This is a genomic window from Nocardia sp. MH4 (genome assembly GCF_019266065.1).
GTDB lineage: Bacteria > Actinomycetota > Actinomycetes > Mycobacteriales > Mycobacteriaceae > Nocardia > Nocardia canadensis.
In genome coordinates, this window is sequence record NZ_LPNR01000074.1 from 1 (window position 1) to 26,280 (window position 26,280).

Here is a 26,280-nt window from a genome sequence, read left to right on the forward strand (position 1 = left end):
CCCCGGTGCCGGTGGCCACCGCCTCGACGCTGCGCCATCCAGGCGGTGGCCGCCACCGCGCGGCCCGGCGCGGCGGCGACGTGCCGCTCGTCACGTCGGCCCACGTTCCCGACCACGCGTGTCGACATGGGAAGATGGTCGGCGTGTTGCGCTGGATAACTGCCGGAGAATCCCATGGTCCCGCTCTCGTCGCCCTCCTGGAAGGGATGGTCGCCGGAGTCGAGGTGACATCGGACGATGTCTCCGCACAGCTCGCGCGCCGTCGGCTCGGTTACGGGCGCGGCGCCCGGATGAAGTTCGAGGCCGACAAGGTCACCCTGGTCGGTGGCGTGCGCCACGGCCGGACCATGGGTGGTCCGGTCGCGATCGAGGTCGCCAACTCCGAGTGGCCCAAGTGGACCGAGGTGATGTCGGCCGACCCGGTCGACGCGGACGCGCTCGCCGGGATGGCGCGCAACGCGCCGCTGACCCGTCCGCGCCCCGGTCACGCCGACTACTCCGGCATGCTCAAGTACGACTTCGACGACGCTCGTCCGGTGCTCGAGCGGGCCAGCGCCCGCGAGACCGCGGCCCGCGTCGCGGCCGGCACGGTCGCCCGCAACTTCCTGCGTCAGGCCTTCGGCGTCGAGGTGATCTCGCACGTGGTGTCGATCGGCACCGCGGCCAACACCACCGGCGTCATCCCCGGCCCGCACGATCTCGACGCCATCGACGCCAGCCCGGTGCGCGCGTTCGATGCCGACGCCGAGGCGGCGATGATCGCCGAGATCGAGGCCGCCAAGAAGGACGGCGACACCCTCGGTGGTGTCGTCGAGGTGATTGTCTCCGGTCTGCCGATCGGCCTCGGCTCGTTCATCAGCGGCGAGCAGCGGCTCGATTCCCGGCTGGCCGCCGCTCTCATGGGCATCCAGGCGATCAAGGGTGTCGAGGTGGGCGACGGTTTCGAGACCGCGCGCAGGCGTGGCAGCCAGGCCCACGACGAGATGCGTCCCGGGCCCGACGGTGTGCTGCGCTCGACCAACCGCGCGGGCGGTCTGGAAGGCGGCATGACCAACGGTGAGGCACTGCGGGTGCGCGCCGCCATGAAGCCGATCTCGACCGTGCCGCGCGCGCTGTCGACCGTCGACATGTCCACCGGCGAGGAAGCCGTCGCGATCCACCAGCGCTCGGATGTGTGCGCGGTGCCCGCGGCCGGTGTGGTCGCGGAATCGATGGTCGCGCTGGTGGTGGCGCAGGCCGCGCTGGAGAAGTTCGGCGGCGACTCGCTGACCGAGACCCTCGCCAACATCACCGGCTACCTCGAGCGGATCGGCAACCGCCCGCACGTGCCCGCGGACAGCCGTACGCCGTGACCGGACCGGGACAGGAGGGGGCCGCGGAGGACAACGACGCGGGTCCCCCATCGACTGTCGACACCGGCGGGCAGGCCGACCGAGCCGTCGGCTCCGCTGACGCGGTCGGCACCGTCGACGCGACCAGCACCCGCGCCGCCGACTCGACCGGTGACCGCAGTGCCACCGTTGCGATCGCTGAGGCCGCCGCGAGCAGTGCCACCGACGCGACCGGCGACGCCGACGCGAGCGCCGATACCGAGGCGGTGACCGTACCCCGTGCCCGGGTGGTGCTGGTCGGGCCGCCGGGGTCGGGGAAGTCGACCATCGGACGCAAGCTCGCCAGGGAGCTCGGGGTCGAGCTCTACGACACCGACGCCGGAATCGAGGCCGAAACCGGCCGCTCCATTCCGGAGATCTTCGCCAACGACGGTGAACCGGAGTTCCGGCGGATCGAGGAGCTGGTGGTGCGGCGTGCCGTGCTCGAACACGAGGGTGTCGTGTCGCTCGGCGGCGGGTCGGTGCTGTCGGCGCGGACCCGCGCGGTGTTGCGCACCGCGACCGTGGTCTACCTGGAAATCAGTGTGGCCGAAGGACTTCGGCGCACCGGCTCGAGCAATGCCCGCCCGCTGCTCAACGGCACCGATCCCGGTGCCAAGTACCGGGAGCTGATGCGGATCCGGCGCCCGCTCTACCGCGAGGTCGCCACCGTGCGCGTGCGAACCGACGGGCGCAGCCCCGGCCGGGTCGTGCGGATGATCCTCACCAAGCTGGGCTTGGAATCGGTGCGTACCGATCTCGACGCCGAGCGCGCCGGCGGATCCGGTACCGCCGCTTCGGGTTCGGCCACCAGCAGGCCCGGAATCGGCAGCAACCGGTCGCGGGCGCGTCGCCGCGCCAGGGCACGCGCCGCGGCCGCGCGCCGGGCGAACGAGCAGGCCACGATCGACCGGACCGCTTCGGCGGCGACCCGATCCGCCGACGCCGGGTCGAGCGGTGACGCGGGCACAGCGCAGGGCGAAGCCCGCACGACCGGCACTCGACGCTCCCGGCGTACCAGGTCCCGTCGCGGCGGGGTCCGCATCCGCTCGGCCGCGGGCACGAATCGCGACGCCGACGGCAAGACGGCGACGCGCGCCACCGGCGGCGACCAGGCAACGCAATCCGCGGCGTCACCGGATCGCCCGGCAGGTCAGCGCGCGGGCACCCCCGTGCCGACCGGACAGCGTTCCGGATCGGGCCAGACCGGCGACGCGGACCGCTCGACCGCTCAGGGCGAGCGCACACGGCGCAACCGGCCGCGGCGACGCGGCGGCCGACGCAAGACCAACGACCAGAAAGAATCGGAGCAGCGCACGTGACAGAGCCGACCACCATCCAGGTCCGCACCGCCGACCCGTACCCGGTGATCATCGGACGCGGGCTGCTCGGCGATCTCGTCGAGGCGGTCACCGCGGGCAACGCCGTGCGGACCGTGGCGATCTTCCATCAGCCGCCGCTGGCCGAGACCGCCGAGGTGGTCCGGAAAGCGTTGGCCGACACCGGGATCGACGCGCACCGCATCGAGATCCCGGATGCCGAGGACGGCAAGGATCTGGCCGTGGCCGGGTTCTGCTGGGAGGTGCTCGGCCGGATCGGGCTGACCCGCAACGACGCCATCGTGAGCCTCGGCGGTGGCGCGGCCACCGACCTGGCAGGCTTCGTCGCCGCCACCTGGATGCGCGGCGTGCGCATCGTGCACGTGCCGACCACGCTGCTGGCGATGGTCGACGCCGCGGTGGGCGGCAAGACCGGCATCAACACCGAGGCGGGCAAGAACCTCGTCGGCAGCTTCCACGAGCCGAGCGCCGTGCTGGTCGACCTGGCCACGCTGGAGACGGTGCCGCGCAACGAGATCGTGGCGGGCATGGCCGAGATCATCAAGGCCGGTTTCATCGCCGACCCGGTGATCCTGGACCTCATCGAGGCCGACCCGGAGGCCGCGCTCGATCCCACCGGTGACGTGCTGCCGGAACTGATCCGGCGCGCGATCCAGGTCAAGGCCGACGTGGTGGCGGCCGACCTCAAGGAGTCGAGCCTGCGCGAGATCCTGAACTACGGCCACACCCTGGGGCACGCCGTGGAGCGTCGCGAGCGCTACCGCTGGCGGCACGGTGCCGCTGTCTCCGTCGGCCTGGTGTTCGCGGCCGAGCTCGGCAGGCTGGCGGGTCGCCTCGACGACGCCACCGCCGACCGGCACCGCACCATCCTGGAGAGCGTCGGCCTGCCGGTCAGCTACGACGGTGACGCGCTACCGCAGCTGATGGACGCGATGCAGACCGACAAGAAGACCCGTTCGGGTGTGCTGCGATTCGTGGTGCTCGACGGGCTGGCCAAGCCGGGCCGGCTCGAGGGTCCCGATCCGTCGCTGCTGGCCGCGGCCTACTCCGCGATCGCGCGCGAGGCGTCCACCGGCGGCCCGATCCTGCTCTGAACGGTACTGTGCCCGGCGAGCGCGCTCGCCGGGCACAGTACCAACGGACTCAGACTGCCGGAGCGAACTCCGGTTGCGTAGTGGGAGAAGGGGATTCGGGGGTGCGCCGCGCGCGGCGGCGACCGAAGGCGACCCCCGCGAGCCCGGGCAGGAAGATCAGCAGCATGATGAACGACGCCGCCGAGGTCAGTTCGAACAGCGCGCCGGAGTCGCCGAGTTCGACGCCGGGCACCTGATCGAGGATCAGGCACACGGCACCACTGGCGAGACCGGCCACGGCCCCGGCGGCCAGCCAGCGCACGGTGAGATCATCGGTGGTGCCCGACCGGCCGTCGCGCATCCCCCAGACGACCACGACACCGACGATCACGACGAGGCAGGCGACCCGCCAGATCATGCCGTAGGTCGGCCAGAACGCCATCGCGAAGCCGAGCAGCAGCCGTAAGCCGACGACCAGCGCGCCGAGGACGGTGGCTCGTAACACCCAAGCGGTCATGTGCAACACCTTAACCGGAAAAAACTAGAACAGGTATCAATTCCGGCGATAAGGCGATCAGACCGAGGGCAGGGCCTCGTCGAGCGCGGCCGCCATCGCCGCGCGCGGCGCGGGCTGCCCGGTGAACAACTCGACCTGACCGAAGGCCTGGTTCAGCAGCATCTGCAGGCCGCTGACGACGGTGTGCCCGGCGGCGGCCACCGCCTCGGCCAGCGGGGTCGGCCACGGGTTGTAGATCGCGTCCAGCACCACCGGCGCCGCCGCGACCTGGGCCGCGACCGGGGCGGCCGCCGTCGCGGGAATCGTGCTGACCACCGCGCTCGCCGTCGCGCAGACGGCGGCGAGGGCCTCGGCCTCGAAGCCGATCGTCGACACGGCCAGGCCCAGACGTTCGGCGAGTTCCAGCGCGTCACGCGCGCGGCCCGCGTCGCGTGCGACCACGGTCACCGATTCCGCGCCCAGTTCCGACAGCGCCAGCAGGGCGGGCCGGGCGGTGCCACCGGCGCCCAGCACCACGGCCTCGCGCACCCGGTCGACGCCGCCCCCGCGCAGCGCGCCGAGCACCCCGTCCACATCGGTGCAGTCGGCCAGCCAGCCCGCCTCGGTGCGCACCAGGGTGTTGGCCGAGCCGACCAGGACCGCCCGGTCGGTGCGCGTGTCCGCGCGGGCCAACGCGGCCTCCTTGCCCGGCATGGTCACCGAGAGCCCGACCCACTCCGGTCCGAGCCCGTCGACCAGTCCCGGCAGCTCTTCGGCCGTGCACTCGACGCGCTCGTAGGTCCAGTCCAGCCCGAGCGCGCGGTAGGCGGCCAGATGCAGCTGCGGCGACCGTGAGTGTGCGATCGGCTTGCCGAGCACCGCCGCCTTGCGCGACTCAGCCACCGTAGGGCTTGGAGCTGTCGAGGATGCCGCTGCGCTGAGCCTGGGCGACCAGGCGCAGGTGTTCGGAGTAGCTGTCGGTGAACAGGGTGGTGCCCTCCTTGTCGACGGTGACGAAGTACAGCCACGCGCCCGGCTCCGGATTCTCCATGGCCCGCAACGCGTCCAGTGACGGTGCCGAGATCGGCGTCACGGGCAGGCCGCGCATCGCGTAGGTGTTCCAGGCGGTTTCCCTGGCCCGGTCGGCGTTGGTGGTCGCCACCTCGGTGGTGTCGAGGGTGTAGTTGACCGTCGAGTCGAACTGCAGCATCTGATCGACCTTGAGCCGGTTCACGATCACCCTGGCCACTTTGCTCATGTCCTGTGGCTTCGCCTCCCGCTCCACCAGCGACGCGGACACCAGCGTCTGATACGGCGTCAGGCCCGTGGTGGCGCCCGACTGCAGCAGGCCGGTCGACTCGTAGCGCTGCACGCTCGAGGTCACCAGCTGGCGCAGGATCTGCTGCGGAGTCCCGCTGGGATCGAAATCCCAGGTGCCAGCGGCGATCAGGCCTTCCAGCTGCCGGGACCGGTCCGGGGATTCCCGCACGCCCTTCATCGCCCAGTCCGGCACACCGAGGGCGGCCAGGTCCGTGCTCGCGCCCGCGGCGTCGAGCTGTTCGTAGGTCACGCACTTCTGCTCGGCGCCGTAGCAGCTGGCCTGGGCGACCTTGCGGTAGATGCCGTCGTAGCGCCCGCCGGTGTTCGCGTCGTGCTTGTCGTGCAGCAGCCTGCCCTCGGAGACGGTCACGTTGCCGACCCGCGACTTCCCGCCGACCAGCGTGGCGACGGCGGTGGCGGCCGGGCTGTTCACACCGATCGCGTAGTACCCGGGCTGCACGTTGTTCATCCCCGAATTGCGCACGGCCGCTTCGTAGAAGGCCTCGGGGCTGGCGACCACGCCACGGTCGTGCATGGCACCGGCGATCTGCGAGGCGGTGTCGCCGGGATGCACCTGCACCACGACCAGCGCCCCGGGCGGACCGGCGAAGTCCTCGGCCGGGGCGAACCGGCTCATCAGCTTGTAGCCGGCGAAACCGGCCGCGGAGACGATCAGGACGGCCAGCAGCGCACCGACCACCCAGAGGTTGCGGCGACGCCGTTTGCGCTCGGCGGCCTTGCGCGAGGCGATCCGCGACCGCTTGCGGCCCGACGCCGCCTTGCCGCGGCCCGCGGGCTGCTTGTCGCGGCCGGACGGCGGCGTGCCCCGGCCACGGTCGGCGGGGTTGCGTCCGCCCGCGCCGCGGCCTACCGGAGCGGCCCGCTGGCCGACCCGGCGCGGCGGAGCCACGGGCTCGGGCTCGGGTTCGGGCTCGGCGTCGTAGAGCTCGTCCTCGTAGCGCGGAATGACGTTGGTGTCGTCATCGTCGTCCCAGCCGGGCGGACCGGCCGGCTGCGGCTCCTCGCGCGCCTCGCGGGCGTCCAGGCCCCAGTCGTCGCGGCGGGGATAGCGCCGATCAGCTTCCCGCGCCCGGTAGCGTTCCTCGGCCCTGGCCCATCGGTCGGTCATGCATCGTCTCCGACCACGCTCGCGTCTGCTGCGTCCTTCAACACCGAACTCCGCTCGTCCAACCATCCTTGCAGAATCGACACGGCTGCCGCCTGGTCGATCACCTGCCGCTGGCCACGTGCGCGAACTCCGCTGTCGCGCAGCGCACGTGCAGCAGACACCGTAGTCAAACGTTCGTCGGAAAGGCGTATCGGAATCGGGTCGATCACCCGGCGCAACTCCCGGGCAAACCGACGTGCGATACCCGCCGCCGTGCCGTTTTCACCGCGCAAGGTGCGGGGCAGCCCGATGATCACCTCGACGGCTTCGTACTCCCGCACAATATCGGCAATTCTCGAGATGTCGGCGGGCGGACCCGCCGCGCGCCCGCCGGACTTCGACGGCTTGGCGCGCGGCACGGTCTCCACCGGGGTCGCGAGAATTCCGTCGGGGTCGCTCGAGGCGACCCCGATCCGGACGCTGCCGACATCGATCGCGATCCGGCGGCCCCTACCGGGGTCGGTCGCCGGATCCGGTCGGTCGGCCGGTTCCTGTTCGGCTGGACCTGCGGTGGGTGGCATCAGCCGGCGAGTTCGGCCACCCGGGCACGGACCGCGGCCAGACCGGCCGGGATACCCGACGGATCCGAACCGGAGCCCTGCGCCATCTCCGGCTTGCCGCCGCCGCGACCGGCGATGCTCGGGCCGAAGCTGGCCACCAGGTCGCCCGCCTTGAAGCCCAGATCCTGGGCGGCCTTGTTGACCGACACCACGAACGGCGCCTTGCCGTCGGTGTTGCCGAGCAGCACGACCACCGCGGCCTCGCTGCCGAACCGGCCGCGGATATCGGTGGCCAGGGTGCGCAGGTCGCCCGCGGCGACGCCCTCGGGCGCGGCGGCGGCGACCAGCAACACCGAGCCGACCCGCTCGGCCTGCTCGACGAAGGTGCCCGCCGAGGACAGCACCGCGGCGACCTTGGTGCGCTCGAGCTCCTTCTCCGCCACCTTGAGCCGCTCCACGAGCTGCTCGACCCGACCGGGCACCTCGTCCGACGGCACCTTCAGCGCGGACGCGACACCGGCCAGCAGCGCGCGCTCCTTGGCCAGGTACTTGTAGGAATCCAGGCCGACGAACGCCTCGACGCGACGCACGCCGGAACCGACCGAGGACTCGCCCAGCACCGTGATCGGGCCGATCTGCGAGGAGTGCTCGACGTGCGTACCACCGCACAGCTCCATCGAGAACGGGCCGCCGATCTCCACGACGCGCACCTCGTCGCCGTAGTTCTCGCCGAAGAGGGCCATCGCGCCCATCTCCTTGGCCTTGGGCAGGTCGGTGACGAAAGTGTTCACCGGGAAGTCGGCGCCGACGGCATCGTTGGAGACGGCCTCGATGTCGGCCTTCTGCTGCTCCGACAGCGCACCCTGCCAGTTGAAGTCGAACCGCAGGTAGCCGGGCTTGTTCAGCGAACCGGCCTGCACGGCGTTGGGGCCGAGCACCTGCCGCAGCGCGGCGTGCACCATGTGTGTGCCGGAGTGGCCCTGGGTAGCGCCCCGGCGCCAGGCCGGATCGGCCTGCGCGAGCACGACATCGCCCTCGGTGATCTGCCCCTGCTCGACGGTGGCCTTGTGCACCCACAGCTTCTTGGCGATCTTCTGCACGTCGTTGATGCGCAGCTTCAGGCCCGAGGCGGTGATGGTGCCACGGTCGGCGATCTGACCACCCGACTCGGCGTACATCGGGCTGCGGTCGAGGATGACCTCGACGTCGGACCCGGCCTGGGCGACGGGCACCCGCACGCCGTCGACGATCAGGGCCAGCACGTTGGCCTCGGAGGTGAGCTCGTCGAAGCCGGTGAACTCGGTGGCGCCGCGGTCGACCAGTTCCTTGTAGACGGTCAGGTCGGCGTGCGCGTGCTTGCGAGCCTGGGCGTCGTCCTTGGCGCGCTTGCGCTGCTCGGCCATGAGCGAGCGGAAGCCCTCCTCGTCCACCGACAGACCCGCCTCGGCAGCCATCTCGAGGGTGAGGTCGATCGGGAAGCCGTAGGTGTCGTGCAGCGCGAAGGCGTCCGAACCGGTGATCTGCTTGCCGCCCTTGGACTTCACCGCGGTGGCGGCGTTGTCGAAGAGGGTCTCGCCGGTGTTCAGGGTCTTCAGGAAGGCCGTCTCCTCGCCCACCGCGACGGTCTCGATGCGGGAGAAATCGGTGGCCAGCTCCGGGTAGGACGGCGACATCAGCTCGGAGACGATCTTCATCAGCTCGCCCATCACCGGCTTCTCGGCGCCGAGCAGGCGGGCCGAGCGCACGATGCGGCGCAGCAGCCGGCGCAGCACGTAGCCGCGGCCGTCGTTGCCGGGGTTCACGCCGTCGGCGATGAGCATCGCGGCGGTGCGGGCGTGGTCGGCGATGACGCGGAAGCGCACGTCGTCGGTGTGCTCGACACCGTAGGACCGGCCCGTGAGCTGCTCGGCCTTGTCGATGATGGGACGCATCAGGTCGGTCTCGTAGACGTTGTCCACGCCCTGGAGCAGGAACGCCACGCGCTCCACGCCCATGCCGGTGTCGATGTTCTGCTTGGGCAGCGGGCCGAGGATCTCGAAGTTGTCCTTGCCGATGCCGGCACCGCGCTCGTTCTGCATGAACACGAGATTCCAGATCTCGATGTAGCGGTCCTCGTCGGCCTCGGGGCCGCCCTCGACGCCGTACTCGGGGCCGCGGTCGTAGTAGATCTCCGAGCACGGACCACACGGGCCCGGAATGCCCATCGACCAGTAGTTGTCGGCCATACCGCGGCGCTGGATGCGGTCGGCGGGTACGCCCATCTCGAGCCACATCCGCTCGGCCTCGTCGTCGTCGAGGTAGACCGTCACCCACAGGCGCTCGGGATCGAAGCCGTAGCCGCCGTCCTCGACGCTGCTGGTGAGCAGTGTCCAGGCCAGGGTGATGGCCTCGCGCTTGAAGTAGTCACCGAAGCTGAAGTTGCCCGCCATCTGGAAGAAGGTGTTGTGGCGGGTGGTGATGCCGACGTTCTCGATGTCGAGGGTGCGCACGCACTTCTGCACGCTGGTCGCGGTGGCGTACGGCGGGGTCTGCTGACCGAGGAAATACGGCACGAACTGGACCATGCCTGCGTTGACGAACAGCAGGTTGGGGTCGGCCAGGATCAGCGAGGCGCTGGGCACCTCGGTGTGTCCGGCACGGACGAAATGGTCCAGGAAACGCCGTCTAATCTCGTGGGTCTGCACAGCTGTCCAGCTTACCGCCTGCAATCCACCGGTTTTGCGCCGGAGTCGGTGGTCTCGGCGACAATCCGAACGTGACCAAGACCGAGCGGCTCTACGCCCTCGCCGAAGAGCTGCGCGCCTACAGTCCGCGGCCGCGCACCGCACGTCAGCTGGCCGCCCGCTTCGAGGTGTCGACCCGCACGATCGAGCGCGATCTCGCCGCGCTGCAACAGTCGGGGCTGCCGATCCGGACCGTGCCGGGCCGCGCCGGCGGCTACGCCCTCGACCGGCACCGCACGCTCGCGCCGGTCAGCCTGACCGCGGCGGAGGCGACCGCGCTGGCCGTCGCGCTCCCCCGGCTGGCCGGGACACCGTTCGCGGCGGCCGCGCTGTCGGCGGTGCACAAGGTGGTGGCGGTGCTGCCCGAGCAGGACCGGCTGCGGGCCACGGCGCTGGTAGAGCGGGTGCGGTTCTTCCCGGTCGCGCCCGCACCCGTCCTGTCGCCCGCGATCCTGGACGCCCTCCTCGGCGGGCGGGTGCTGCGGATCGAGTACCTGGATCGGCTGGGCGCGCCCACCGAGCGCGAGGTCGAGCCGCTCGCGTTCGTGGCGGGCCGCGAGCACTGGTTCCTCTACGCCTGGTGCCGGATGCGGTCGGGACTGCGCGGATTCCGGCTCGATCGCGTGGTGCGCGCGCAGGTGCTCGACGACGTGGCGGTGGACCGGGGCATCGACCTGTCGACCATCCCGACCGGCGACGGGCGACTGATCGATGTGACCCCGATCACCGACACACCGTTGTCGCGGACGGACTGAATCCTGGACAGCGCGGGCCGTCACCGGGGCGGCCACTTCACCGGGGAGCAACCCATGACCACCACCGCACCGACCGTCGCCGACCAGCTCGCCGCCCGCTGGACCGCACTCTGGAACACCGACCCCGATCTCGCCCGGGCGCTGCTCACCGACGACTTCCAGCTCCGTTTCGCCGCCACTACCCGCGAGGCCACCGACGGGTTGCGCGGTCCCGCCGACGTGACCGCCTTCGTCACCGGATTCCGGGCACAGCGGCCGGACGTGCGCTTCGTCGTCGACTCGGCCGCGACCGGCACGCTCGATGCCGAAGGTTCCGGCACCTTCGCGGTCCGCTGGCATTCCGAGCGATCCGGGGAACCCGAGCACGGCGGCATCGACATGATGGAGGCCGTCGGGGGCAGGCTGCGCCGGATCTGGTCGGTCGGTGGGTCGGCGCCGTTCGCCGTCGACTGATCCGCCGGAGCCCGCCGCACGGGCACTTCGCCTGCCGGCGGACCGCGCCGTTCACCGTCGACACGATCCGGCCGGATACTCGTCCATCGGCGGATCGGCGCCGCTCGCTGTCGACGACGCGGCCGGGCTAGGTCCCCCGGACGATGCGGCGCAGTTTGGCGACGCGGGGGCCCACTTCGCGTTCGAAGCCGTGGTCGGTGGGCGCGTAGTAGTCGGTGCCGACCAGGTCGTCGGGTGGGTACTGCTGGGCGAGCACGCCGTCACGGGCGTCGTGCGGGAACTTGTAGCCCTGGGCGTTGCCCAGCGCGGCCGCGCCGGCGTAGTGGCCGTCGCGCAGGTGCGGGGGCACCGCGCCCGCCTTGCCCGCGGCGATGTCGGCCATGGCCGCGCCCAGCGCCGAGGTCACCGCGCCGGACTTGGGCGCGGTGGCGAGGTGGATGGTGGCCTGCGCCAGGGCCAGCTTGGCCTCGGGCAGGCCGACCAGCTGCACCACCTGGGCGGCGGCGGTGGCGGTCTGCAGGGCCATCGGATCGGCCATGCCGATGTCCTCGCTGGCATGGATCATCAGCCGGCGGGCGATGAAGCGGGGGTCCTCGCCCGCGGTGAGCATGCGCGCCAGGTAGTGCAGGGCGGCGTCGACATCGGAACCGCGGATGGACTTGATGAACGCGCTGATCACGTCGTAGTGCTGATCGCCCGCCCGGTCGTAGCGGACGGCGGCCTTGTCGACGCTGGCCTCGACCAGTGCCACATCGACGACGCCGTCGAGCGAGGACTCGGCCGAGGCCTCCAGGGCGGTCAGCGCGCGGCGCGCGTCACCGCCGGCGATCCGGACGATGTGGTCGAGCGCGTCCTCGGCGACGGTGTATTGCCCATCGAGCCCGCGCGGGTCGGTGATCGCGCGGTCGAGGACCTGGCGGATGTCGTCGGGCGTGAGCGACTGCAGTTGCAACACCAGCGAGCGCGACAGCAGCGGCGACACCACCGAGAACGACGGGTTCTCGGTGGTCGCGCCGACGAGCAGCACGATCCGGTTCTCCACCGCCGCCAGCAGCGCGTCCTGCTGGGTCTTGGAGAAGCGGTGCACCTCGTCGATGAACAGGACGGTCTGTTCACCCACGGTCAGCCTGCGCCGCGCGACGTCGATGACGGCGCGGACCTCCTTGACGCCCGCCGACAGGGCCGACAACGCCTCGAAACGGCGCCCGGTGGCCTGCGACAGCAGCGAGGCCAGGGTGGTCTTGCCGGTGCCCGGCGGGCCGTAGAGCAGCACCGACGCCGCCCCGGAGCCCTCGACCAGGCGGCGCAGCGGCGATCCCGGCCCGAGCAGGTGCTGCTGACCGATCACCTCGTCGAGCGACCGCGGCCGCATCCGGACGGCCAGCGGCGCACCGGAATCGCGCCGGATCACCGCGTCGAGACCGTGCTCGGGCGCGGCGGGTTCTCCGGGCACGTCGAACAGGCTCTCGCTCACGTCCAGCAGGGTACCGAGGCGGTCGGACAGGTCCGGGACGGCGCAGGTGACCCGCCACAAAGTTGAACGATTGACCAACTTTACGAACAGGACTTGCGCGTCACCCCGTCGGTGGGATGAGATCGCTCCTCGTGGTCGAAAACAACGGCGTCATCACCTCCGCGACAGGGCAGTTCGCCCGGCGCACCCTGTTCAAAGGCGGGACGGCGGCGGCCGCGGCGGTGTTCGCGAGCACCGCGACGGCCCACGCGGCGGGCGCGGTGTTCCGCCACGGTGTCGCCTCCGGTGACCCGCTGCCCGGCGCGGTGATCCTGTGGACCCGGGTCAGCGTGGCCGAGGACGCGGTCCCCGGCTCCGGCCTCGGCGCCCCCGCGACGGTGCGCTGGGAGATCTCCGCGAACGAGTCCTTCGCCGGGATCGCCGCCTCCGGCACCGTGACCGCGACCGCCGACGCCGATCACACCGTCAAGGTCGACGCGACCGGCCTGGCGCCGGCCACCGACTACTACTACCGCTTCACCGCCCTCGGCGAGACCTCGCCGGTCGGGCGCACCCGCACCGCGCCCGCGACCGACAGCGAGGTCGACCGCCTGCGCCTCGGCCTGGTCTCCTGCTCGAACTGGGAAGCCGGCTGGTTCGGGTCCTACCGGCATCTGGCCGCCCGCACCGATCTGGACGCGGTGGTGCACCTGGGCGACTACATCTACGAATACGCCCGCGGCAAGTACACCGGCCGCAACGGCGCGGTGCGCGGACACGAGCCGGCGAACGAGATCGTCAGCCTGGCCGACTACCGGACCCGGCACGGCCAGTACAAGACCGACCCCGACCTGCTGGCCCTGCACGCGTCGGTGCCGTTCATCTGCACCTGGGACGACCACGAGTCGGCCGACAACTCCTGGCGCGAGGGCTCCGAGAACCACGACCCCGCCGTGCACGGTCCGTGGAGCGCCCGCCGGGCCGCCTCCGCGCAGGCCTACCTGGAGTGGATGCCGGTGCGCGCCGCTCGCACCGGCACCGAGGTGCAGATCTATCGCCGCCTGCGCTTCGGCACGCTGGCCGAACTGTCGATGCTGGACCTGCGCAGCTACCGCGACCACGAGGCAGGTCCCGGCGCGGGCTGGCGCCAGGCCGACGATCCGGCGCGCACCATCACCGGCCGCGCCCAGATGGACTGGCTGACCGCGGGTCTGAGCTCCTCACCCGCCCGCTGGAAGCTGATCGGCAACTCGGTGATGATCGCGCCGCTGGTGTTCCCGCCGCTCGAGCCCGCCACCACCCAGGCGATCACCGAGGCGATCGGCGTGCCCCAGGGCGGCCTGACCGTCAACGGGGACCAGTGGGACGGCTACACCGCCGACCGGCGCACCCTGTTCCGGACCATCGCCGAGGACAACGTGGCCGATGTCGTCTTCCTGACCGGTGACATCCACACCTCCTGGGCCGCCGACCTGCCGCTGGATGCCGCGAACTACCCGGGCGGAGCGACGGTGGGCGCGGAGTTCGTCATCCCCTCGGTCACCTCCTCCAGCGTCGGCGACCTGCTGAAGGTGCCCGCCCGCACCGCGTCGGTGGCGGCCGAGGAGGCCATCAAGGCGGCCAACCATCACCTGCGCTACACCGAACTCGACTCGCACGGCTTCGGCGTGCTCGAGGTGACGCCCACCCAGACCCAGATGGACTGGTTCTACGTTCTCGACGTCACCGACCCGGCGACCGGTGTGCGCCACGGCGCCTCGTTCGCCGTGCCCGCGGGCGGCCGGGTGGAACCGCGGCCGAACCCGGTGGCCTGAGGGCGGTCACGCCTGGAGGAAATCGGCGCAGAATCTTCGGTGAGGCTGTCGATCGCAGCCACTGCCGCTCGTCGGGTGTGTACGGCTACCCGACGAGCGGGCAGCCCTCATCCGAAGGAGCACCGTCATGAGCCAGTATCTGGTCCTGATCTACGGCGACGAAGCCGCCTACGCCGCCCTGTCCCCCACCGAACTCGACGACATGCTCGCCGCCCACCGCACCTTCCAGCAGCTCGCCGGTGACGCCAACCTCGGCGGCCAGGCCCTGCAGCCCACCGGCACCGCCACCTCGATCCGTCACACCGCCGACGGCGAGGTCGTCATCACCGACGGGCCGTTCGCGGAAGCCAAGGAAGCCCTCGGCGGCTACTACCTGCTGGAGGCCCCCGACCTGGACGCCGCGATCGCGATCGCCGCGCAGGTGCCCGCGCCGGAGGGCGGCGTCGAGGTCCGCCCGATCAAGGTCTTCCCGCAGCCGTGACCACGACGGCGGCCGCGGCCGTCGAGCAGGCGCACCGTCGCGAGTGGGCCTTCGTGCTCGCCGCGACGGTGCGGCTGGTCCGCGATTTCGACCTGGCCGAGGAGTGTGTGCAGGACGCCTACGCGACGGCGCTCACCGTGTGGGCCACCGATGGTGTCCCGGCCAAGCCCGGCGCCTGGCTGACGACGGTCGCCCGGCGCCGCGGTCTCGATCTGCTGCGCCGCGACAGCACGTTCCGGCGGGCGCTGCCCGGCCTCGTCGTCGACGAGCAGGTCGACGACACCGCCGACCTCGCCCTGGCCGAACTGGACGACCCCGCGATCCCCGACGATCGGCTGCGCCTGATCAGCACCTGCTGTCACCCGGCGCTGGCGCCCGAGGCCCAGATCGCGTTGACACTGCGGCTGGTCTGCGGTGTGACCACCGCCGAGGTGGCGCGGGCGTTCCTGGTCAGCGAGTCGACCATGGCCGCGCGGATCACCCGGGCCAAGCGCAAGATCGCGGTGGCGGCGATCCCGTACCGGGTGCCGTCGGTGCGCGAGCTGCCCCAGCGCCTCGATGCGATCTGCGCGGTCATCCATCTGCTGTTCACCACCGGCCACACCGCACCGGCGGGCGAGCAGCTGGTCCGCGCCGATCTCGTCGAGCGCGCACTCCAGCTCGCCCGGATGATGCGCGCGCTGGTCCCCGACGACCCGTCGGTCACCGGGCTGCTGGCGTTGATCCTGCTGACCGACGCGCGCCGGGCCGCGCGGGTGGACGCGGCGGGCGAGCTGCGCACCCTCGAGCACCAGGATCGCGCCCGCTGGGACCGCGCGGCGATCGCCGAGGGCATCGCCCTGGTGAAACAGGCGCTGCCGCACCTGGATCCGTACACGCTGCAAGCCGCGATCGCCGCCGTCCACGACGAGGCACCCAGCTGGGCCGAGACGGACTGGCCCGAGATCATCGGACTGTACCGGCTGCTCCTGCGGGTGTGGCCGTCACCGGTCGCCCAGCTCAACCACGCGATCGCGGTCGGCCTCGGCGGCGATCCGGAGCGGGCGCTCGCGCTGCTGCGGCCGCTCGGCGCGGAACCCGCCCTGGCGACCTACGGCTATCTCGATGCGGCCCGGGCGGCGTTCCTGGCCGAGGTGGGCCGGGTCGACGAGGCGGTCGCCGCCTACGAGGCAGCGCTGCTGCTCACCGATAACACGGTCGAGCGGGCGCATCTTCGGAGCAAGCTGGCAGCGCTGATCACCTGAGCGCGGGCCGACCCGCCGCGGAGCTGCGGCGCCCTGCTGTTTCGGCCGGGCGCCACGACGCGGGCAACCCCACCGCCGGTTCCGCAGGTGCGGCGCGCCGATCAGGCGCCTTCGGCGGCCAGCGCGCGCTTCCACTCGCGGAAGCCTTCCTCGGTGCGACCGCGCCGCCAATACCCGGAGACGGACAGCCATTTCGGCGCGACGCCGCGTTCCTTGCGCAGGTAGGGGCGCAGCTGCCGCATGACGGCCTCGGCCTCGCCGTGCACGAACGCCTGCACCTGGCCGGGCAGCCACTCGGCCGCACGGACCGCCGCCACCAGCGGAGCGTGCTCCCCGGCGAGATCGTCGGGAATCCGGTCCGAGGACACGCCGCGATGCACCCAATGCAGGCGCAGGTCACCGGGAGAGCCGAGTTCGATCTCGTCCTCCGGGCCGCCCACCTCGACGAACACCTGCGCGGGCGCGCCGGCGGGCAGCGCCTCGACCGCGGCCGCGACGGCGGGCAAGGCCGACTCGTCACCGGCGAACAAGTACCAGTCGGCCGCCGGATCGGGCGCGAACGCGCCACCGGGTCCGGTCAATCGGAACCGCGCGCCCGGCTCGACCGAGCGCGCCCACGGACCCGCGATGCCCTCGTCGCCGTGCACCACGAAGTCGATGCTGATCTCGTGCCGCTCGGGAACGTAGGAGCGGACGGTGTAGGTGCGCAGCACCGGCTGACTCTCCGGGCCGAGTGTGGCGCGCACGGTGTCGAGATCGAACGGCTCGGGATACTCGACGCCGGGCGGGGCGAAGATCAGCTTCACATAGGCGTCGGTGAAGACATTCGGTGTGAATCCGTCGGCGGTGCCGACCACGCGCACCAGGTGCGGGGTCAACCACAGCTTGCGGACGACGGTGACGGTAACCGGTTTCGGCACTACTGCTCCCAACTCCTCGGACCCTCGCCGACGGTACTCCCGTCGGACCGGGAAGTGGGGAGCCTGCGCCGCGCGGCTACTCCGACCAGCGCTCTTCCAGCATCGCCGACACCTGCTCGGCGAAGTCACCGACCGCGTCGTCGCCGGTGACGCGCGCGTCCTCGGCCAGCGCCGACCAGCGGTTGATCAGCGCCTCCGAACGCGGCACGGACAGACCGTGTTCGCGGGCGGTGGCGATGCGGGTGTGATCGGCGGGCAGGAACCAGTACGTCGACAGCCACACCCAGATCAGGCGGGCCTCGAGGATCCGCTCGGCGAGCACGGTGTCGTCGGCCAGCGACGGCCACACCCCGACCACGGCCGACCGCCAGGCCTCGACCATCTCCCTGGCGCGGCTGCGCGAGAGCTCGAAATCGCAGAGGCAGCCCGGGAAGGACACGAGCGCGTAGGCGATGTCGAGAGTGGCGTCGCGGAAACCGCCCCACTCGTAGTCGAGGAAGCGGGCGCCCTCGTCGTTCATGATGACGTTGTCGGGGCACAGATCCGAGGGGCTGAACGCGCGGTACCGGCCGCCGGTGAACAGGCGATTGCCGTGCACGATCCGCTCGGCGATCTCGCCCGGCACCTCGATGCCGAGTTCGGCCTCGAGCAGCCCCGGCACATCGGCGATCGCGGCCTGAGCCTGCTGGGCGATCCCGTCGACGCGATGCACCGAGTCGACCCGGCGCATCAGCGCCACGAAGTCGGGCTCGCGGCCCACGGTCGCCGCGTGCATCCGGCCCAGCGCCTGCGCGAAGGCCATCAGCGCGTTGCGGGTGCCCGGCTCGGCGCGGGTCTGCAGCACGGAGGTGAGCAGCGCGTTGTCGCCCAGATCGGAGAGCACCAGCAACCGGTCGGGCACGCTGTGCGCGATCAGGTAGGCGCCGGGGCGCTGTTCGCGGCTGAGCGCGGTGGTGAACTGATAGGACACCGCCTCACGGAGGAATGCCGCATCGATGCTGGCGACTCCGGGCGCCATGCCACCGGTGCGGCGGTCCTGTGCGGAACCGCGCACCTGCTTCACGATCAGCGTGCGCGGCAACGAAAAAGCGTTCTCCGCAACACGCACGCGTAGGACTGTCGTCCTACCACTGCCACTGAGCTCCATCGGATCACTCAGCTTCACCGGAGCACCCATTCGCTTTGTGAGCAACTGTTGTGCTGCGGACACGACGTCGGCGGCGCGTTCGGCCAATAGTGCGGTCATCGCCTCTCAAGCTACTCGTACCTGGTCACTTCTAGCGAGCGGTTACACAACCTTTCCGCGTCGCTCGGCGTGTTGGCACCGTGGTTGCGCGAGTGTCACTGTTCGCTTGACACACCCGACTGTCGTCGGGTTTTCTCATCGTCAACTGCAGTGCGCCACACCGCAAACCGGTTGAGTCGAAAGGTCTACCACAGTGACCGACACGCCGTACGCCGCATCGAGCGATTCACCCGGTGGGCCCCCGGTTCCCGGAGGTGGCGGACAGTTCGCCGAGGGCACGGGCAGACACGAGGCGCCGGGTCGGGCGGGTGCCGCCGGACCGGGGCCGAGCAGGCATGGAATGGCCGGTGGCGCAGGCTATCCGCAATTCGAGGGTCCCGGCGCCGCGCAGTACGGCGAGGAGCCGCTCGAGCCGGCGCCGCCGATTGCCGGACCACCGCGATCCGCACCGCAGTACGGTCCGGCGGGCACCGGGCCCGGATACCCCACACCCCAGGCGAAGCCGGACAACCCGGGATACGCCGCCGCACCCGCACCCGGCGTGTCGGCCACCGGCGGCGGGCAGACGCCGGGTTACTACCATTCGGGAGCACAAGCCCTCGATGTCGGCCGCTCGCTGAGCTATGGCTGGGAGCGTTTCCGCGCCAATCCGGGCCCGTGGCTCGGGGTCACCGCGGTCGGCGTGCTCATCTACCTGTCGTTCCTCGCGATCGTCCAGATCTTCGACCCCACCTCGCTGTTCACCGTGCTGTTCCTGTTCCTGGTGGTGCTGGTGGCGCTGTGGCTGCTGCAGGCGGTGATGATCCGCGGCGCGCTGTACGAAACGGACGGCTATCCCCCGGCTTTCGGGTCGTTCTTCCGGTTCGTGAACGCGGGCAATGTCTTGTTGACGGCGTTGCTGGCGTTCGCGGCGACCCTGCTCGCCGCCTCGCTGTGCCTGCTGCCCGGCCTGGTCGTCGGCTTCCTGTGCATGTTCTCGATGCACTTCGTGATCGATCAGGACTACGGTCCGGTCGAGGCGATCAAGGCGAGCGCGCAGCTGGTGCTGGCCAATCTCTGGGCCGCGCTGCTGGTGGCGCTCACGGTCACCCTGGTGACCGTCGTCGGCGCGGCGGCATGCGGGCTCGGTCTGTTCATCGCCGGTCCGGTGTGCGCGATCGCGGTGACCTACGCCTACCGGATGCTCACGGCGGGACCGGTCGCCCGGATCTGAGCCGCGCGGTCAGTGGCTCAGCGGGGTGCTCATCCCGATGGCCCGCTTGAAGCGCTCGAACGGCCCGAGGTCGTCGCCGGCACGGGGACGCAGCTCGAGCACCAGCACGCCGGCCACGACGATGCCCAGCAGGTTCACCGCCAGCTGACCGACCGACTCGAACGCGCGATGCCACTGCCCGATCGTCGCGGCCACCACCGCGTAACCGGCGGCCGGCACGGTGGTGACCGAGATGAACACCCCGATCAGCGCGGCCGACTTCGCGGTCACCAGCGACAGCATGCCCGCCGCGCCCGCGAGCACGGCCACGACCAGCGAGAACGGCCCGACCTCGTAGATGAAGTCCACGTCGTGGGCATCGATGACCCCCTCGGTCGTCACCCAGCCGAGCTTCTCCCACAGCAGGGTGGCGAACAACGTGATCACCATCGCCACCGGGAACGCCACGGCCAGCGCGAGCACCGAGCGCCGGGCCAGCCGCCAGTTGCGGCGCACCAGGGCCACCGACAGCGCGGCCAGCGGCCCGAACTCCGGACCCACCACCATCGCGCCGACGATGGTGACCGGCGAGTTCGTCGCCACCCCGATGGAGGCCAGCAGGCAGGCGATGGTCAGGAACGCGACGAAGGTCGCGTTGAGCGATGACTCCTCGTGGGTCTCTTTGAGCAGTTGCTCCCAGACCACGGCGTCGCTCGGATCACCGGGCGCGGCCCGCACCGCCCGGTCGGCCGCGGCGGACAGCACCGCCTCGACGGGCCCGAGCGTGATACCGCCGGTCTGCTCGATGCCGAGCGCCTTGACGTCGGCGAGGACCTTGTTGGCGGCCTCGCGCGCCACGTCGGCCTGCACGAGATCACCGTGGGGCGCCACGGCGATCCCGCGCGCGACCGTGAGATGAGCGACGCCCGGGTCGGCTTCCAGCGCGCGCACGAGCGCGTCGGTCTGCTCGGGCGGACTGATCACACGCAGATGCAGCACCGGGTGGCCCTTCTGATCAATGCCGCCGTGACGGCGGGGAACTGACCAGAAGGTACCGGGCTACCGTCGGTGACCGCTATTTCTCGGCGGCAGCGGCTTTCGGCGCGTCGGTCTTGCCCTCGCCCTTGACCTCCGGCTTGGCGTCGATGCCCGCCTCCTTGCGCTGCTGCGCGGTGATCGGAGCGGGCGCGTCGGTGAGCGGGTCGACGCCGCCACCGGTCTTCGGGAACGCGATCACCTCGCGGATCGAGTCCTCCCCGGCCAGCAGCGCGGTGATGCGGTCCCAGCCGAAGGCGATGCCGCCGTGCGGCGGGGCGCCGTAGGCGAAGGCGTCGAGCAGGAAGCCGAACTTCTCCTGCGCTTCGTCGTGGCCGATGCCCATCACCTTGAACACGCGTTCCTGCACGTCGCGGCGGTGGATACGAATCGAACCGCCACCGATCTCGTTGCCGTTGCAGACGATGTCGTAGGCGTAGGCCAGCGCCGAGCCCGGGTCGGTGTCGAAGGTATCGATCGACTCCGGCTTGGGCGAGGTGAAGGCGTGGTGCACGGCGGTCCAGGCCGAGTAGCCCAGCGCCACATCGCCGCTGGCGGTGGCGTCGGCGGTCGGCTCGAACATCGGCGCGTCGACGATCCAGACGAACGCCCAGGCGTTCGGGTCGATGAGGTCGCACTTGCGGGCGATCTCGCCGCGCGCGGCACCCAGCAGCGCCCGGCTCGACTTGGTCGTGCCGGCGGCGAAGAACACGCAGTCGCCCGGCTCGGCACCGACCTGCTTGGCCAGCCCGTCGCGCTCGGCGTCGGTCAGGTTCTTGGCGACCGGGCCGCCCAGGCTGCCGTCCTCGTTGATCAGGATGTAGGCCAGCCCCTTGGCGCCGCGCTGCTTGGCCCACTCCTGCCAGGCGTCGAGCTGACGCCGCGGCTGGCTCGCGCCACCCGGCATGACGACCGCGCCGACGTACTCGGACTGGAACACCCGGAACGGGGTGTCCTTGAAGTAGTCGGTGAGCTCGGTGATCTCGACGCCGAAGCGCAGGTCCGGCTTGTCCGAACCGAAGCGGCGCATCGCCTCGGCATAGGTCATGTGCGGGATCGGGGTGGTGATGTCGTGGCCGACCAGCTTCCACAGCGCGACCAGGATGTCCTCGGCCAGCAGGATCACGTCCTCCTGGCGCACGAAGCTCATCTCGATGTCGAGCTGGGTGAACTCGGGCTGACGGTCGGCGCGGAAGTCCTCGTCGCGGTAGCAGCGCGCGATCTGGAAGTAGCGCTCGATGCCGCCGACCATGAGCAGCTGCTTGAACAGCTGCGGGCTCTGCGGCAGGGCGTAGAAGCTACCCGGCTGCAGGCGCGCTGGCACCAGGAAGTCGCGGGCGCCCTCGGGGGTCGAGCGGGTCAGCGTGGGGGTCTCCACCTCGATGAACTCGTGGCGGGCCAGCACCTCGCGCGCGGCGGCGTTGACCTTGGAGCGCAGCCGGATGGCGTGGCCCGGGCCCTCCCGGCGCAGGTCGAGGTAGCGGTACTTGAGGCGGGCCTCGTCGCCGGGGGTCTCGTCGAGCTGGAACGGCAGCGGCGCGCTCTCGTTGAGCACGACCAGTTCCTTGACGTCGACCTCGATCTGCCCGGTCGGCAGCTCCGGGTTCTCGTTGCCGTCGGGACGCTGCTCCACCACACCGGTGACCTGCACGCAGTACTCCGCGCGGAGCTTGTGGGCCTGCTCGGCCGCCTCGCCCTCGCGGAAGACCACCTGCGCGACGCCCGAGGCGTCGCGCAGATCGATGAAGGTCACACCACCGTGGTCACGACGCCGGGCCACCCAGCCGGTGAGGGTGACGGTCTGACCGGCGTGCTCGCTTCGCAGCGAACCAGCCAAGTGGGTGCGCAGCACGGTATTCCTTTCGACAGACTTCCTGGGGACTCCCCGCCATCGTAGTGAGACACGATCCCCGAGTGGAAACCGATATCTCGGTCGTCGTGTCAAGCTTGTGACGCATGCCCGCCGTGAGCCGCGTCCGGGGCGGTGAATCGTGCTGCAGGACAGCTGGACATCCGAGCGAAGGCGAGTACCGCGATGACCTTCAACGAAGGTATGCAGATCGATCCCGGCCGGGCATCCTCCGGCGGCGGCCCCGGCATGGGCGGCAAGCTCGCCGTGGGTGGCGGCGCGGGCGGTCTGATCCTGCTGGTGATCACGTTGCTCCTGGGCGGCGACCCGGGCTCGGTACTCGGCAGCTTCACCGGCGCGCAGGACACCCAGCAGAGCCAGCCGGGCACCGCGGGTACCCCGGCGCACTGCAAGACCGGCGCCGACGCCAACAAGTACGTCGACTGCCGGGTGGTCGCGACCGCGCAGAGCCTGGACGGGGTGTGGTCGCAGGAGCTGCCCCGGCAGACCGGTCAGCGCTACGTGGAGCCGAAGCTGGTGCTGTTCTCCGGCGCGGTGTCGACCGGCTGCGGCAACGCCACCAGTGACGTCGGCCCCTTCTACTGCCCCGCCGACCAGACCGCCTACTTCGACACCGCGTTCTTCCAGGAGCTCACCGACCGTTTCGGTGCCAGCGCCGGACCACTGGCCCAGGAGTACGTGGTGGCCCACGAGGTCGGCCACCACATCCAGAACCAGCTCGGCGACATCGGCCGCGCCCAGCGCGACCCGCAGGGCGCCCAGTCCGGCGCGGTCCGCACCGAGCTGCAGGCCGACTGCTACGCCGGCATCTGGGCCCATTACGCGGACAAGCAGCCCGCGCCGGGCAGCAGCCAGCCGTTCTTGAAGCCGCTGTCGGACAACGACATCCGCGACGCCCTCTCGGCGGCCAACGCCGTCGGCGACGACCGGATCCAGCGCTCGGCCGGGCGCGGGGTCAACCCGGAGTCGTGGACGCACGGCTCGTCCGAGCAGCGCCAGAAATGGTTCCTCACCGGCTACAAGACCGGCTCGGTCAAGTCGTGCGACACCTATTCCGCCGGTGACCTCAACAACCCGCCCGGGCTACGCTGACCCCCAACGAGATACCGCCACATCGTCTTTCGAGGGGAATCATGCGCCTGACCATGACCGGACTGCTCGTCTGCGCGCTCGCACTGCCCGGTGCGAGCGCGATCGCCCAGGCCGAGCCCGCGCCGCTACCCCTGGTCAGCGTGACCTCGATTCCCGACGGCTGGTCCCAGCGCACCGATCTGCGGCCGGTGCTGCAGGTCTTCGCCGACGGCAAGGCGGTGCACTCGCCCGACGCGGTGAGCAAGGACCGCAAGCCCGAGACCGCGGCCAAGCGGGTCGACGGCACCGTGCCCGAGGACGTGCTCGCGGCCGCGCGCGAGGAGATCACCGCGCTGCGGGAGATCGATTTCGGCATCCCGGCCGGTGAGGGCAAGGGCACCACGATCATCGATCTGATGCCCGACGATGTCGACGGCGAGACCCACCTCGTCGTCTACTCCCCCGATGCGTCCGACGGGCTCAACGACGACCAGAAGGCCGCGCGCAAGCGCTTCACCGACCTCTACAAGAAGCTGGTGGATTCCTTCAAGGAGAAGCGCTGAGCCACCGCGCGACGACCGTGCCCCCGACTCCGGGTCGGGGGCACGGTCGTCTTCGTCCGAGATCCGGTGTCTAGAACCGGTCTTCGTCGGCGTCGCGTTCGTCCTCGTGGACGGCGCCGATGACCTCGGGCGTGGATTCGCCGAGCGGGCCGGTGAGGTCGTCGTTGCCGGTGCGGCTCTGGTAGGGCTGCACGGTACGGCCGTGTTCCTCGTCGTTGTTGCCCTTGCCGCCCGCGCCCGCGGCACCGCCGCCGCCCATGAAGCCGGAGCCGCTGGTGCCCGCGGTGGTGGTGGTGCCCAGGCCCGTATTGCCCAGTGCGGTGGACAGGACGCGCCCGGCAGGCATGGCCGACCCGGGAACGGCGGTGGTGGCCTTGGGCGTTCCCGCGCTCGGGGTGCCGCCGGTGCTGCCGCCGGAACCGCCCCGCGCGGTGCCGAGGGCGCCGAGCGCACCGCCGGTGCTGCCGCCGGAACCGCCGGTGCTCAGGCCCGCGGTGGTGGTCGAGCCGGGCGTGGTGGTGGTGCCGCCCTGCGTGGTGCTCGCGGCGGTGGTCGAGTCGTCGGTGGTGCCCGACAGCGCTTCTTCCGCCTGGGTCAGCAGCGGCTCGGCGATGTTCTCCGAGGCCGCCGACAGCACTTCCTCCGGGGAGGGCAGGCCGCTCTGGGCGACCAGGTTCTGCACGACGCCGCTGAGCTGTCCGGTGTAACCGGCCAGCTCACCGCGGGTGGTGTTGACGACCGTGACCGCCGAGCCGAGATGCTCGGTGGCCAGCCCGATGAGGGTGGCCTGCGTCGGCGGCAGCATGATCGTCGGCGCGAGCGCGGTGGCCTGGGCGGCGAAGGTGGTGGCGATCGCCGACAGCTGCGCGTTGCCCGACTGGACGACGGCGGCGGCCTGCTCGGTCAGCGCGGAGATGTCGAAGCCGCGCTGACTGGTCTCCTGCCCCTCGGTCTGCGCCTGCTGGCTGGCGGTGGTCGCCGCGTCGGAGGCCTCGCCCTCCCACAGCTGCTGCACCGTCTTCAGGCCGCCCTGGGCGACGCTCATCGCCGATTCGATCAGCGAAGAGGAGTTGCTCAGCAGGGTGGTCGGATCGAGCGAGCCGAACACCCCGGTGCCGAAACTGCTCAGCAGCTGCAGGATCGGCTCGAACAGCGAGTCGATGCCCGGCAGCGCCGGAATCGAGACGCCGTTGAGCAGCGCGGAGACCGGATCCTCGGTCAGCGTCGTCGCGGCGGCGGAGCTGGTGGAATTCGTGGTACTCGCGGCGGTGCCGCCGCCCGCCGCCCCGGTGAGCGCGCTCTTGGCCTGGTCGAACGCCGTCTGGGCGGTGGCCAGCGCGGGCCCGGCGACCTGGTTGACAGCAGTCTGCGCGCCGCTCAACGCGGCGGAGGCGTCGGACGAGATGCCGGACAGGATGTCCTGCGCGTCGACGGCGCCGCCGGTACCGAGGCCGGACAGGCCGGCGAGCCCGGCCGGGGAGACCGCGGCGTTCTGGGCGTCCTCGGTGATCTTCTGCGCGAGGGTGAAGACCGGTTCCGCGTCGGCCTCGAGATCCTCGGGCAGCTGCATCAGCGGGACGTCGAGGATCGCCTGGGCGGCGCTGTAGTCGACGGGGACGGCGCCCAGCGCGGACTGGGTCGCGGCGTCGGCGGTGGCCAGGGCGGTATCGGGGGTGATGACGCCCGCGTCACCGGTACTCAGCGGCTTCATACCGCGCCTCCCATCCCGGCGGACTGGCGGGCCAGGTCGACGGCCAGCGACACGTCCTCGGTATCGAACGTCACCGAGGACTTGAACGCCGCGTCGGACAGCTTGGCGAACTTGGCCGACAGATCATTGATGTCCTTGGCCTGCAGCGCTTGCGCGGCCGCGAACATCGCCAGGTAGTCGGCGCCGATGAGCCCGAACACCGGGGTCATCGCGGCGACGTTGCCCGCCGCGTCGGTGATGCCGGCCGCGGCGATATCCCCCGCCACGGTCGCGTTCGTCGCCGCGAAGGCGGCGACGGCATCGGTATTGACCGAGAGATCGGCCATGCGAAACCCCCCAACTCGTCGTGAAAATCCTGCTCTGCGAGCGCGATCGGCGGTCGCGGAACTCCCTACGCGCCCGCGCGAGGGCGCAGTGCGCCAAATATAACCGAACACCCCGACCTCGATCGAGCCGTGTCGGCTCCGATCCACGGGATCCGC

The 26,280-nt window shown here is 71.2% G+C and carries 22 protein-coding genes and 1 pseudogene; 11 read left to right on the forward strand and 12 right to left on the reverse strand.

The features are described from left to right. The first annotated feature begins 134 nt into the window (after positions 1–134). From aroC to aroB, 3 genes and pseudogenes are all read left to right on the forward strand, one after another. Positions 135–1,352 (forward strand): chorismate synthase, encoded by a 1,218-nt coding sequence (gene aroC, locus ATM97_RS07200; protein ID WP_218717195.1) that lies wholly within the window; start codon positions 135–137, stop codon positions 1,350–1,352. 245 nt (positions 1,353–1,597) lie between these two features. Beyond that, positions 1,598–2,104 (forward strand): annotated as a pseudogene (locus ATM97_RS34240) (shikimate kinase); the annotation flags it as partial. Between the two features lie 584 nt (positions 2,105–2,688). Continuing rightward, positions 2,689–3,804, forward strand: a complete 1,116-nt coding sequence (gene aroB, locus ATM97_RS07210) for a 3-dehydroquinate synthase (protein WP_218717161.1) — start codon at positions 2,689–2,691, stop codon at positions 3,802–3,804. 49 nt (positions 3,805–3,853) lie between these two features. On the opposite strand, the gene ATM97_RS07215 is transcribed toward aroB, so the two are convergent. From ATM97_RS07215 to alaS, 5 genes are read right to left on the reverse strand one after another with little or no spacing between them, the layout of a single operon-like run. Further along, positions 3,854–4,300 carry a B-4DMT family transporter gene (locus ATM97_RS07215; RefSeq protein ID WP_218717162.1) on the reverse strand — a complete coding sequence of 149 codons (447 nt, stop codon included), beginning with the start codon at positions 4,298–4,300 and terminating at the stop codon, positions 3,854–3,856. Between the two features lie 57 nt (positions 4,301–4,357). After that, positions 4,358–5,182 carry a shikimate dehydrogenase gene (locus ATM97_RS07220; protein WP_218717163.1) on the reverse strand — a complete coding sequence of 275 codons (825 nt, stop codon included), beginning with the start codon at positions 5,180–5,182 and terminating at the stop codon, positions 4,358–4,360. After that, positions 5,175–6,728: an endolytic transglycosylase MltG gene (gene mltG, locus ATM97_RS07225; RefSeq protein ID WP_218717164.1), complete on the reverse strand. Its 1,554-nt coding sequence runs from the start codon at positions 6,726–6,728 to the stop codon at positions 5,175–5,177. Before mltG ends, ATM97_RS07220 begins: the two co-directional genes overlap by 8 nt. Then, positions 6,725–7,288, reverse strand: coding sequence for a Holliday junction resolvase RuvX (gene ruvX / locus ATM97_RS07230; RefSeq protein WP_218717165.1), 564 nt, complete (start codon positions 7,286–7,288; stop codon positions 6,725–6,727). The genes mltG and ruvX overlap by 4 nt, the downstream gene beginning before the upstream one ends. Next, positions 7,288–9,951, reverse strand: a complete 2,664-nt coding sequence (alaS, locus tag ATM97_RS07235) for an alanine--tRNA ligase (RefSeq protein ID WP_218717166.1) — start codon at positions 9,949–9,951, stop codon at positions 7,288–7,290. The genes ruvX and alaS overlap by 1 nt, the downstream gene beginning before the upstream one ends. A 71-nt stretch (positions 9,952–10,022) precedes the next feature. Here alaS and ATM97_RS07240 point away from each other — a divergent pair, with 71 nt between their 5' ends. Together ATM97_RS07240 and ATM97_RS07245 are read left to right on the forward strand one after the other, a co-directional pair. Then, positions 10,023–10,745, forward strand: coding sequence for a YafY family protein (locus ATM97_RS07240; protein ID WP_218717167.1), 723 nt, complete (start codon positions 10,023–10,025; stop codon positions 10,743–10,745). 54 nt (positions 10,746–10,799) lie between these two features. Further along, positions 10,800–11,198, forward strand: coding sequence for a nuclear transport factor 2 family protein (locus ATM97_RS07245; protein ID WP_218717168.1), 399 nt, complete (start codon positions 10,800–10,802; stop codon positions 11,196–11,198). Between the two features lie 127 nt (positions 11,199–11,325). Here ATM97_RS07245 and ATM97_RS07250 read toward each other — a convergent pair whose 3' ends face one another. Further along, a complete protein-coding gene (locus ATM97_RS07250) occupies positions 11,326–12,702 on the reverse strand; it encodes a replication-associated recombination protein A (RefSeq protein ID WP_218717197.1) in 1,377 nt (458 codons plus the stop codon). Between the two features lie 86 nt (positions 12,703–12,788). Between ATM97_RS07250 and ATM97_RS07255 the strand changes: the two genes are divergently transcribed. The 3 genes from ATM97_RS07255 to ATM97_RS07265 all read left to right on the forward strand — a co-directional run bounded on the left by ATM97_RS07255 (position 12,789) and on the right by ATM97_RS07265 (position 16,190). Next, positions 12,789–14,465, forward strand: coding sequence for an alkaline phosphatase (locus tag ATM97_RS07255; RefSeq protein ID WP_218717169.1), 1,677 nt, complete (start codon positions 12,789–12,791; stop codon positions 14,463–14,465). A gap of 127 nt (positions 14,466–14,592) precedes the next feature. Then, on the forward strand, positions 14,593–14,946 hold the full coding sequence (locus ATM97_RS07260; RefSeq protein WP_218717170.1) for a YciI family protein: 354 nt from the start codon (positions 14,593–14,595) through the stop codon (positions 14,944–14,946). Further along, the gene (locus ATM97_RS07265) at positions 14,943–16,190 is read left to right on the forward strand and encodes an RNA polymerase sigma factor (RefSeq protein ID WP_218717171.1); all 1,248 of its coding nucleotides are present in this window, start codon (positions 14,943–14,945) and stop codon (positions 16,188–16,190) included. The genes ATM97_RS07260 and ATM97_RS07265 overlap by 4 nt, the downstream gene beginning before the upstream one ends. Before the next feature lie 101 nt (positions 16,191–16,291). Here the strand turns inward: ATM97_RS07265 and ATM97_RS07270 are convergent, their stop codons facing one another. Then, positions 16,292–17,110, reverse strand: coding sequence for a siderophore-interacting protein (locus ATM97_RS07270; protein ID WP_308248402.1), 819 nt, complete (start codon positions 17,108–17,110; stop codon positions 16,292–16,294). A gap of 76 nt (positions 17,111–17,186) precedes the next feature. Beyond that, a complete protein-coding gene (locus tag ATM97_RS07275) occupies positions 17,187–18,356 on the reverse strand; it encodes a phosphotransferase family protein (RefSeq protein ID WP_218717173.1) in 1,170 nt (389 codons plus the stop codon). Positions 18,357–18,696: 340 nt separating this feature from the next. Here ATM97_RS07275 and ATM97_RS07280 point away from each other — a divergent pair, with 340 nt between their 5' ends. Further along, entirely contained in the window at positions 18,697–19,569 is an 873-nt protein-coding gene (locus ATM97_RS07280) for a hypothetical protein (protein WP_255587335.1), read from the forward strand. Positions 19,570–19,578: 9 nt separating this feature from the next. Here ATM97_RS07280 and ATM97_RS07285 read toward each other — a convergent pair whose 3' ends face one another. Both ATM97_RS07285 and aspS read right to left on the reverse strand, forming a co-directional pair. After that, positions 19,579–20,547, reverse strand: coding sequence for a DUF389 domain-containing protein (locus ATM97_RS07285; protein ID WP_218717175.1), 969 nt, complete (start codon positions 20,545–20,547; stop codon positions 19,579–19,581). Between the two features lie 76 nt (positions 20,548–20,623). Continuing rightward, positions 20,624–22,435 carry an aspartate--tRNA ligase gene (gene aspS / locus ATM97_RS07290; RefSeq protein ID WP_218717176.1) on the reverse strand — a complete coding sequence of 604 codons (1,812 nt, stop codon included), beginning with the start codon at positions 22,433–22,435 and terminating at the stop codon, positions 20,624–20,626. A gap of 183 nt (positions 22,436–22,618) precedes the next feature. Between aspS and ATM97_RS07295 the strand changes: the two genes are divergently transcribed. Together ATM97_RS07295 and ATM97_RS07300 are read left to right on the forward strand one after the other, a co-directional pair. Further along, positions 22,619–23,545, forward strand: coding sequence for a neutral zinc metallopeptidase (locus ATM97_RS07295; protein ID WP_218717177.1), 927 nt, complete (start codon positions 22,619–22,621; stop codon positions 23,543–23,545). Between the two features lie 41 nt (positions 23,546–23,586). Continuing rightward, positions 23,587–24,087 (forward strand): hypothetical protein, encoded by a 501-nt coding sequence (locus ATM97_RS07300; protein ID WP_218717178.1) that lies wholly within the window; start codon positions 23,587–23,589, stop codon positions 24,085–24,087. Positions 24,088–24,157: 70 nt separating this feature from the next. Here ATM97_RS07300 and ATM97_RS07305 read toward each other — a convergent pair whose 3' ends face one another. Both ATM97_RS07305 and ATM97_RS07310 read right to left on the reverse strand, forming a co-directional pair. Next, positions 24,158–25,798 (reverse strand): hypothetical protein, encoded by a 1,641-nt coding sequence (locus ATM97_RS07305; RefSeq protein ID WP_218717179.1) that lies wholly within the window; start codon positions 25,796–25,798, stop codon positions 24,158–24,160. Then, entirely contained in the window at positions 25,795–26,124 is a 330-nt protein-coding gene (locus ATM97_RS07310) for a type VII secretion target (protein WP_218717180.1), read from the reverse strand. The genes ATM97_RS07305 and ATM97_RS07310 overlap by 4 nt, the downstream gene beginning before the upstream one ends. Between the last annotated feature and the right edge of the window lie 156 nt (positions 26,125–26,280).

Bases quoted from the DNA above. Each gene is read 5' to 3' on its own strand.
- mltG (WP_218717164.1), bottom strand. From the start codon at position 6,728: ATGACCGACCGATGGGCCAGGGCCGAGGAACGCTACCGGGCGCGGGAA.
- ATM97_RS07295 (WP_218717177.1), top strand. From the start codon at position 22,619: ATGACCTTCAACGAAGGTATGCAGATCGATCCCGGCCGGGCATCCTCC.
- ATM97_RS07305 (WP_218717179.1), bottom strand. From the start codon at position 25,798: ATGAAGCCGCTGAGTACCGGTGACGCGGGCGTCATCACCCCCGATACC.
- ATM97_RS07300 (WP_218717178.1), top strand. From the start codon at position 23,587: ATGCGCCTGACCATGACCGGACTGCTCGTCTGCGCGCTCGCACTGCCC.
- ATM97_RS07255 (WP_218717169.1), top strand. From the start codon at position 12,789: ATGAGATCGCTCCTCGTGGTCGAAAACAACGGCGTCATCACCTCCGCG.
- ATM97_RS07280 (WP_255587335.1), top strand. From the start codon at position 18,697: ATGGCCGGTGGCGCAGGCTATCCGCAATTCGAGGGTCCCGGCGCCGCG.
- ATM97_RS07260 (WP_218717170.1), top strand. From the start codon at position 14,593: ATGAGCCAGTATCTGGTCCTGATCTACGGCGACGAAGCCGCCTACGCC.
- aroC (WP_218717195.1), top strand. From the start codon at position 135: ATGGTCGGCGTGTTGCGCTGGATAACTGCCGGAGAATCCCATGGTCCC.
- ATM97_RS07310 (WP_218717180.1), bottom strand. From the start codon at position 26,124: ATGGCCGATCTCTCGGTCAATACCGATGCCGTCGCCGCCTTCGCGGCG.
- ruvX (WP_218717165.1), bottom strand. From the start codon at position 7,288: ATGCCACCCACCGCAGGTCCAGCCGAACAGGAACCGGCCGACCGACCG.
- ATM97_RS07215 (WP_218717162.1), bottom strand. From the start codon at position 4,300: ATGACCGCTTGGGTGTTACGAGCCACCGTCCTCGGCGCGCTGGTCGTC.
- ATM97_RS07245 (WP_218717168.1), top strand. From the start codon at position 10,800: ATGACCACCACCGCACCGACCGTCGCCGACCAGCTCGCCGCCCGCTGG.
- ATM97_RS07275 (WP_218717173.1), bottom strand. From the start codon at position 18,356: ATGACCGCACTATTGGCCGAACGCGCCGCCGACGTCGTGTCCGCAGCA.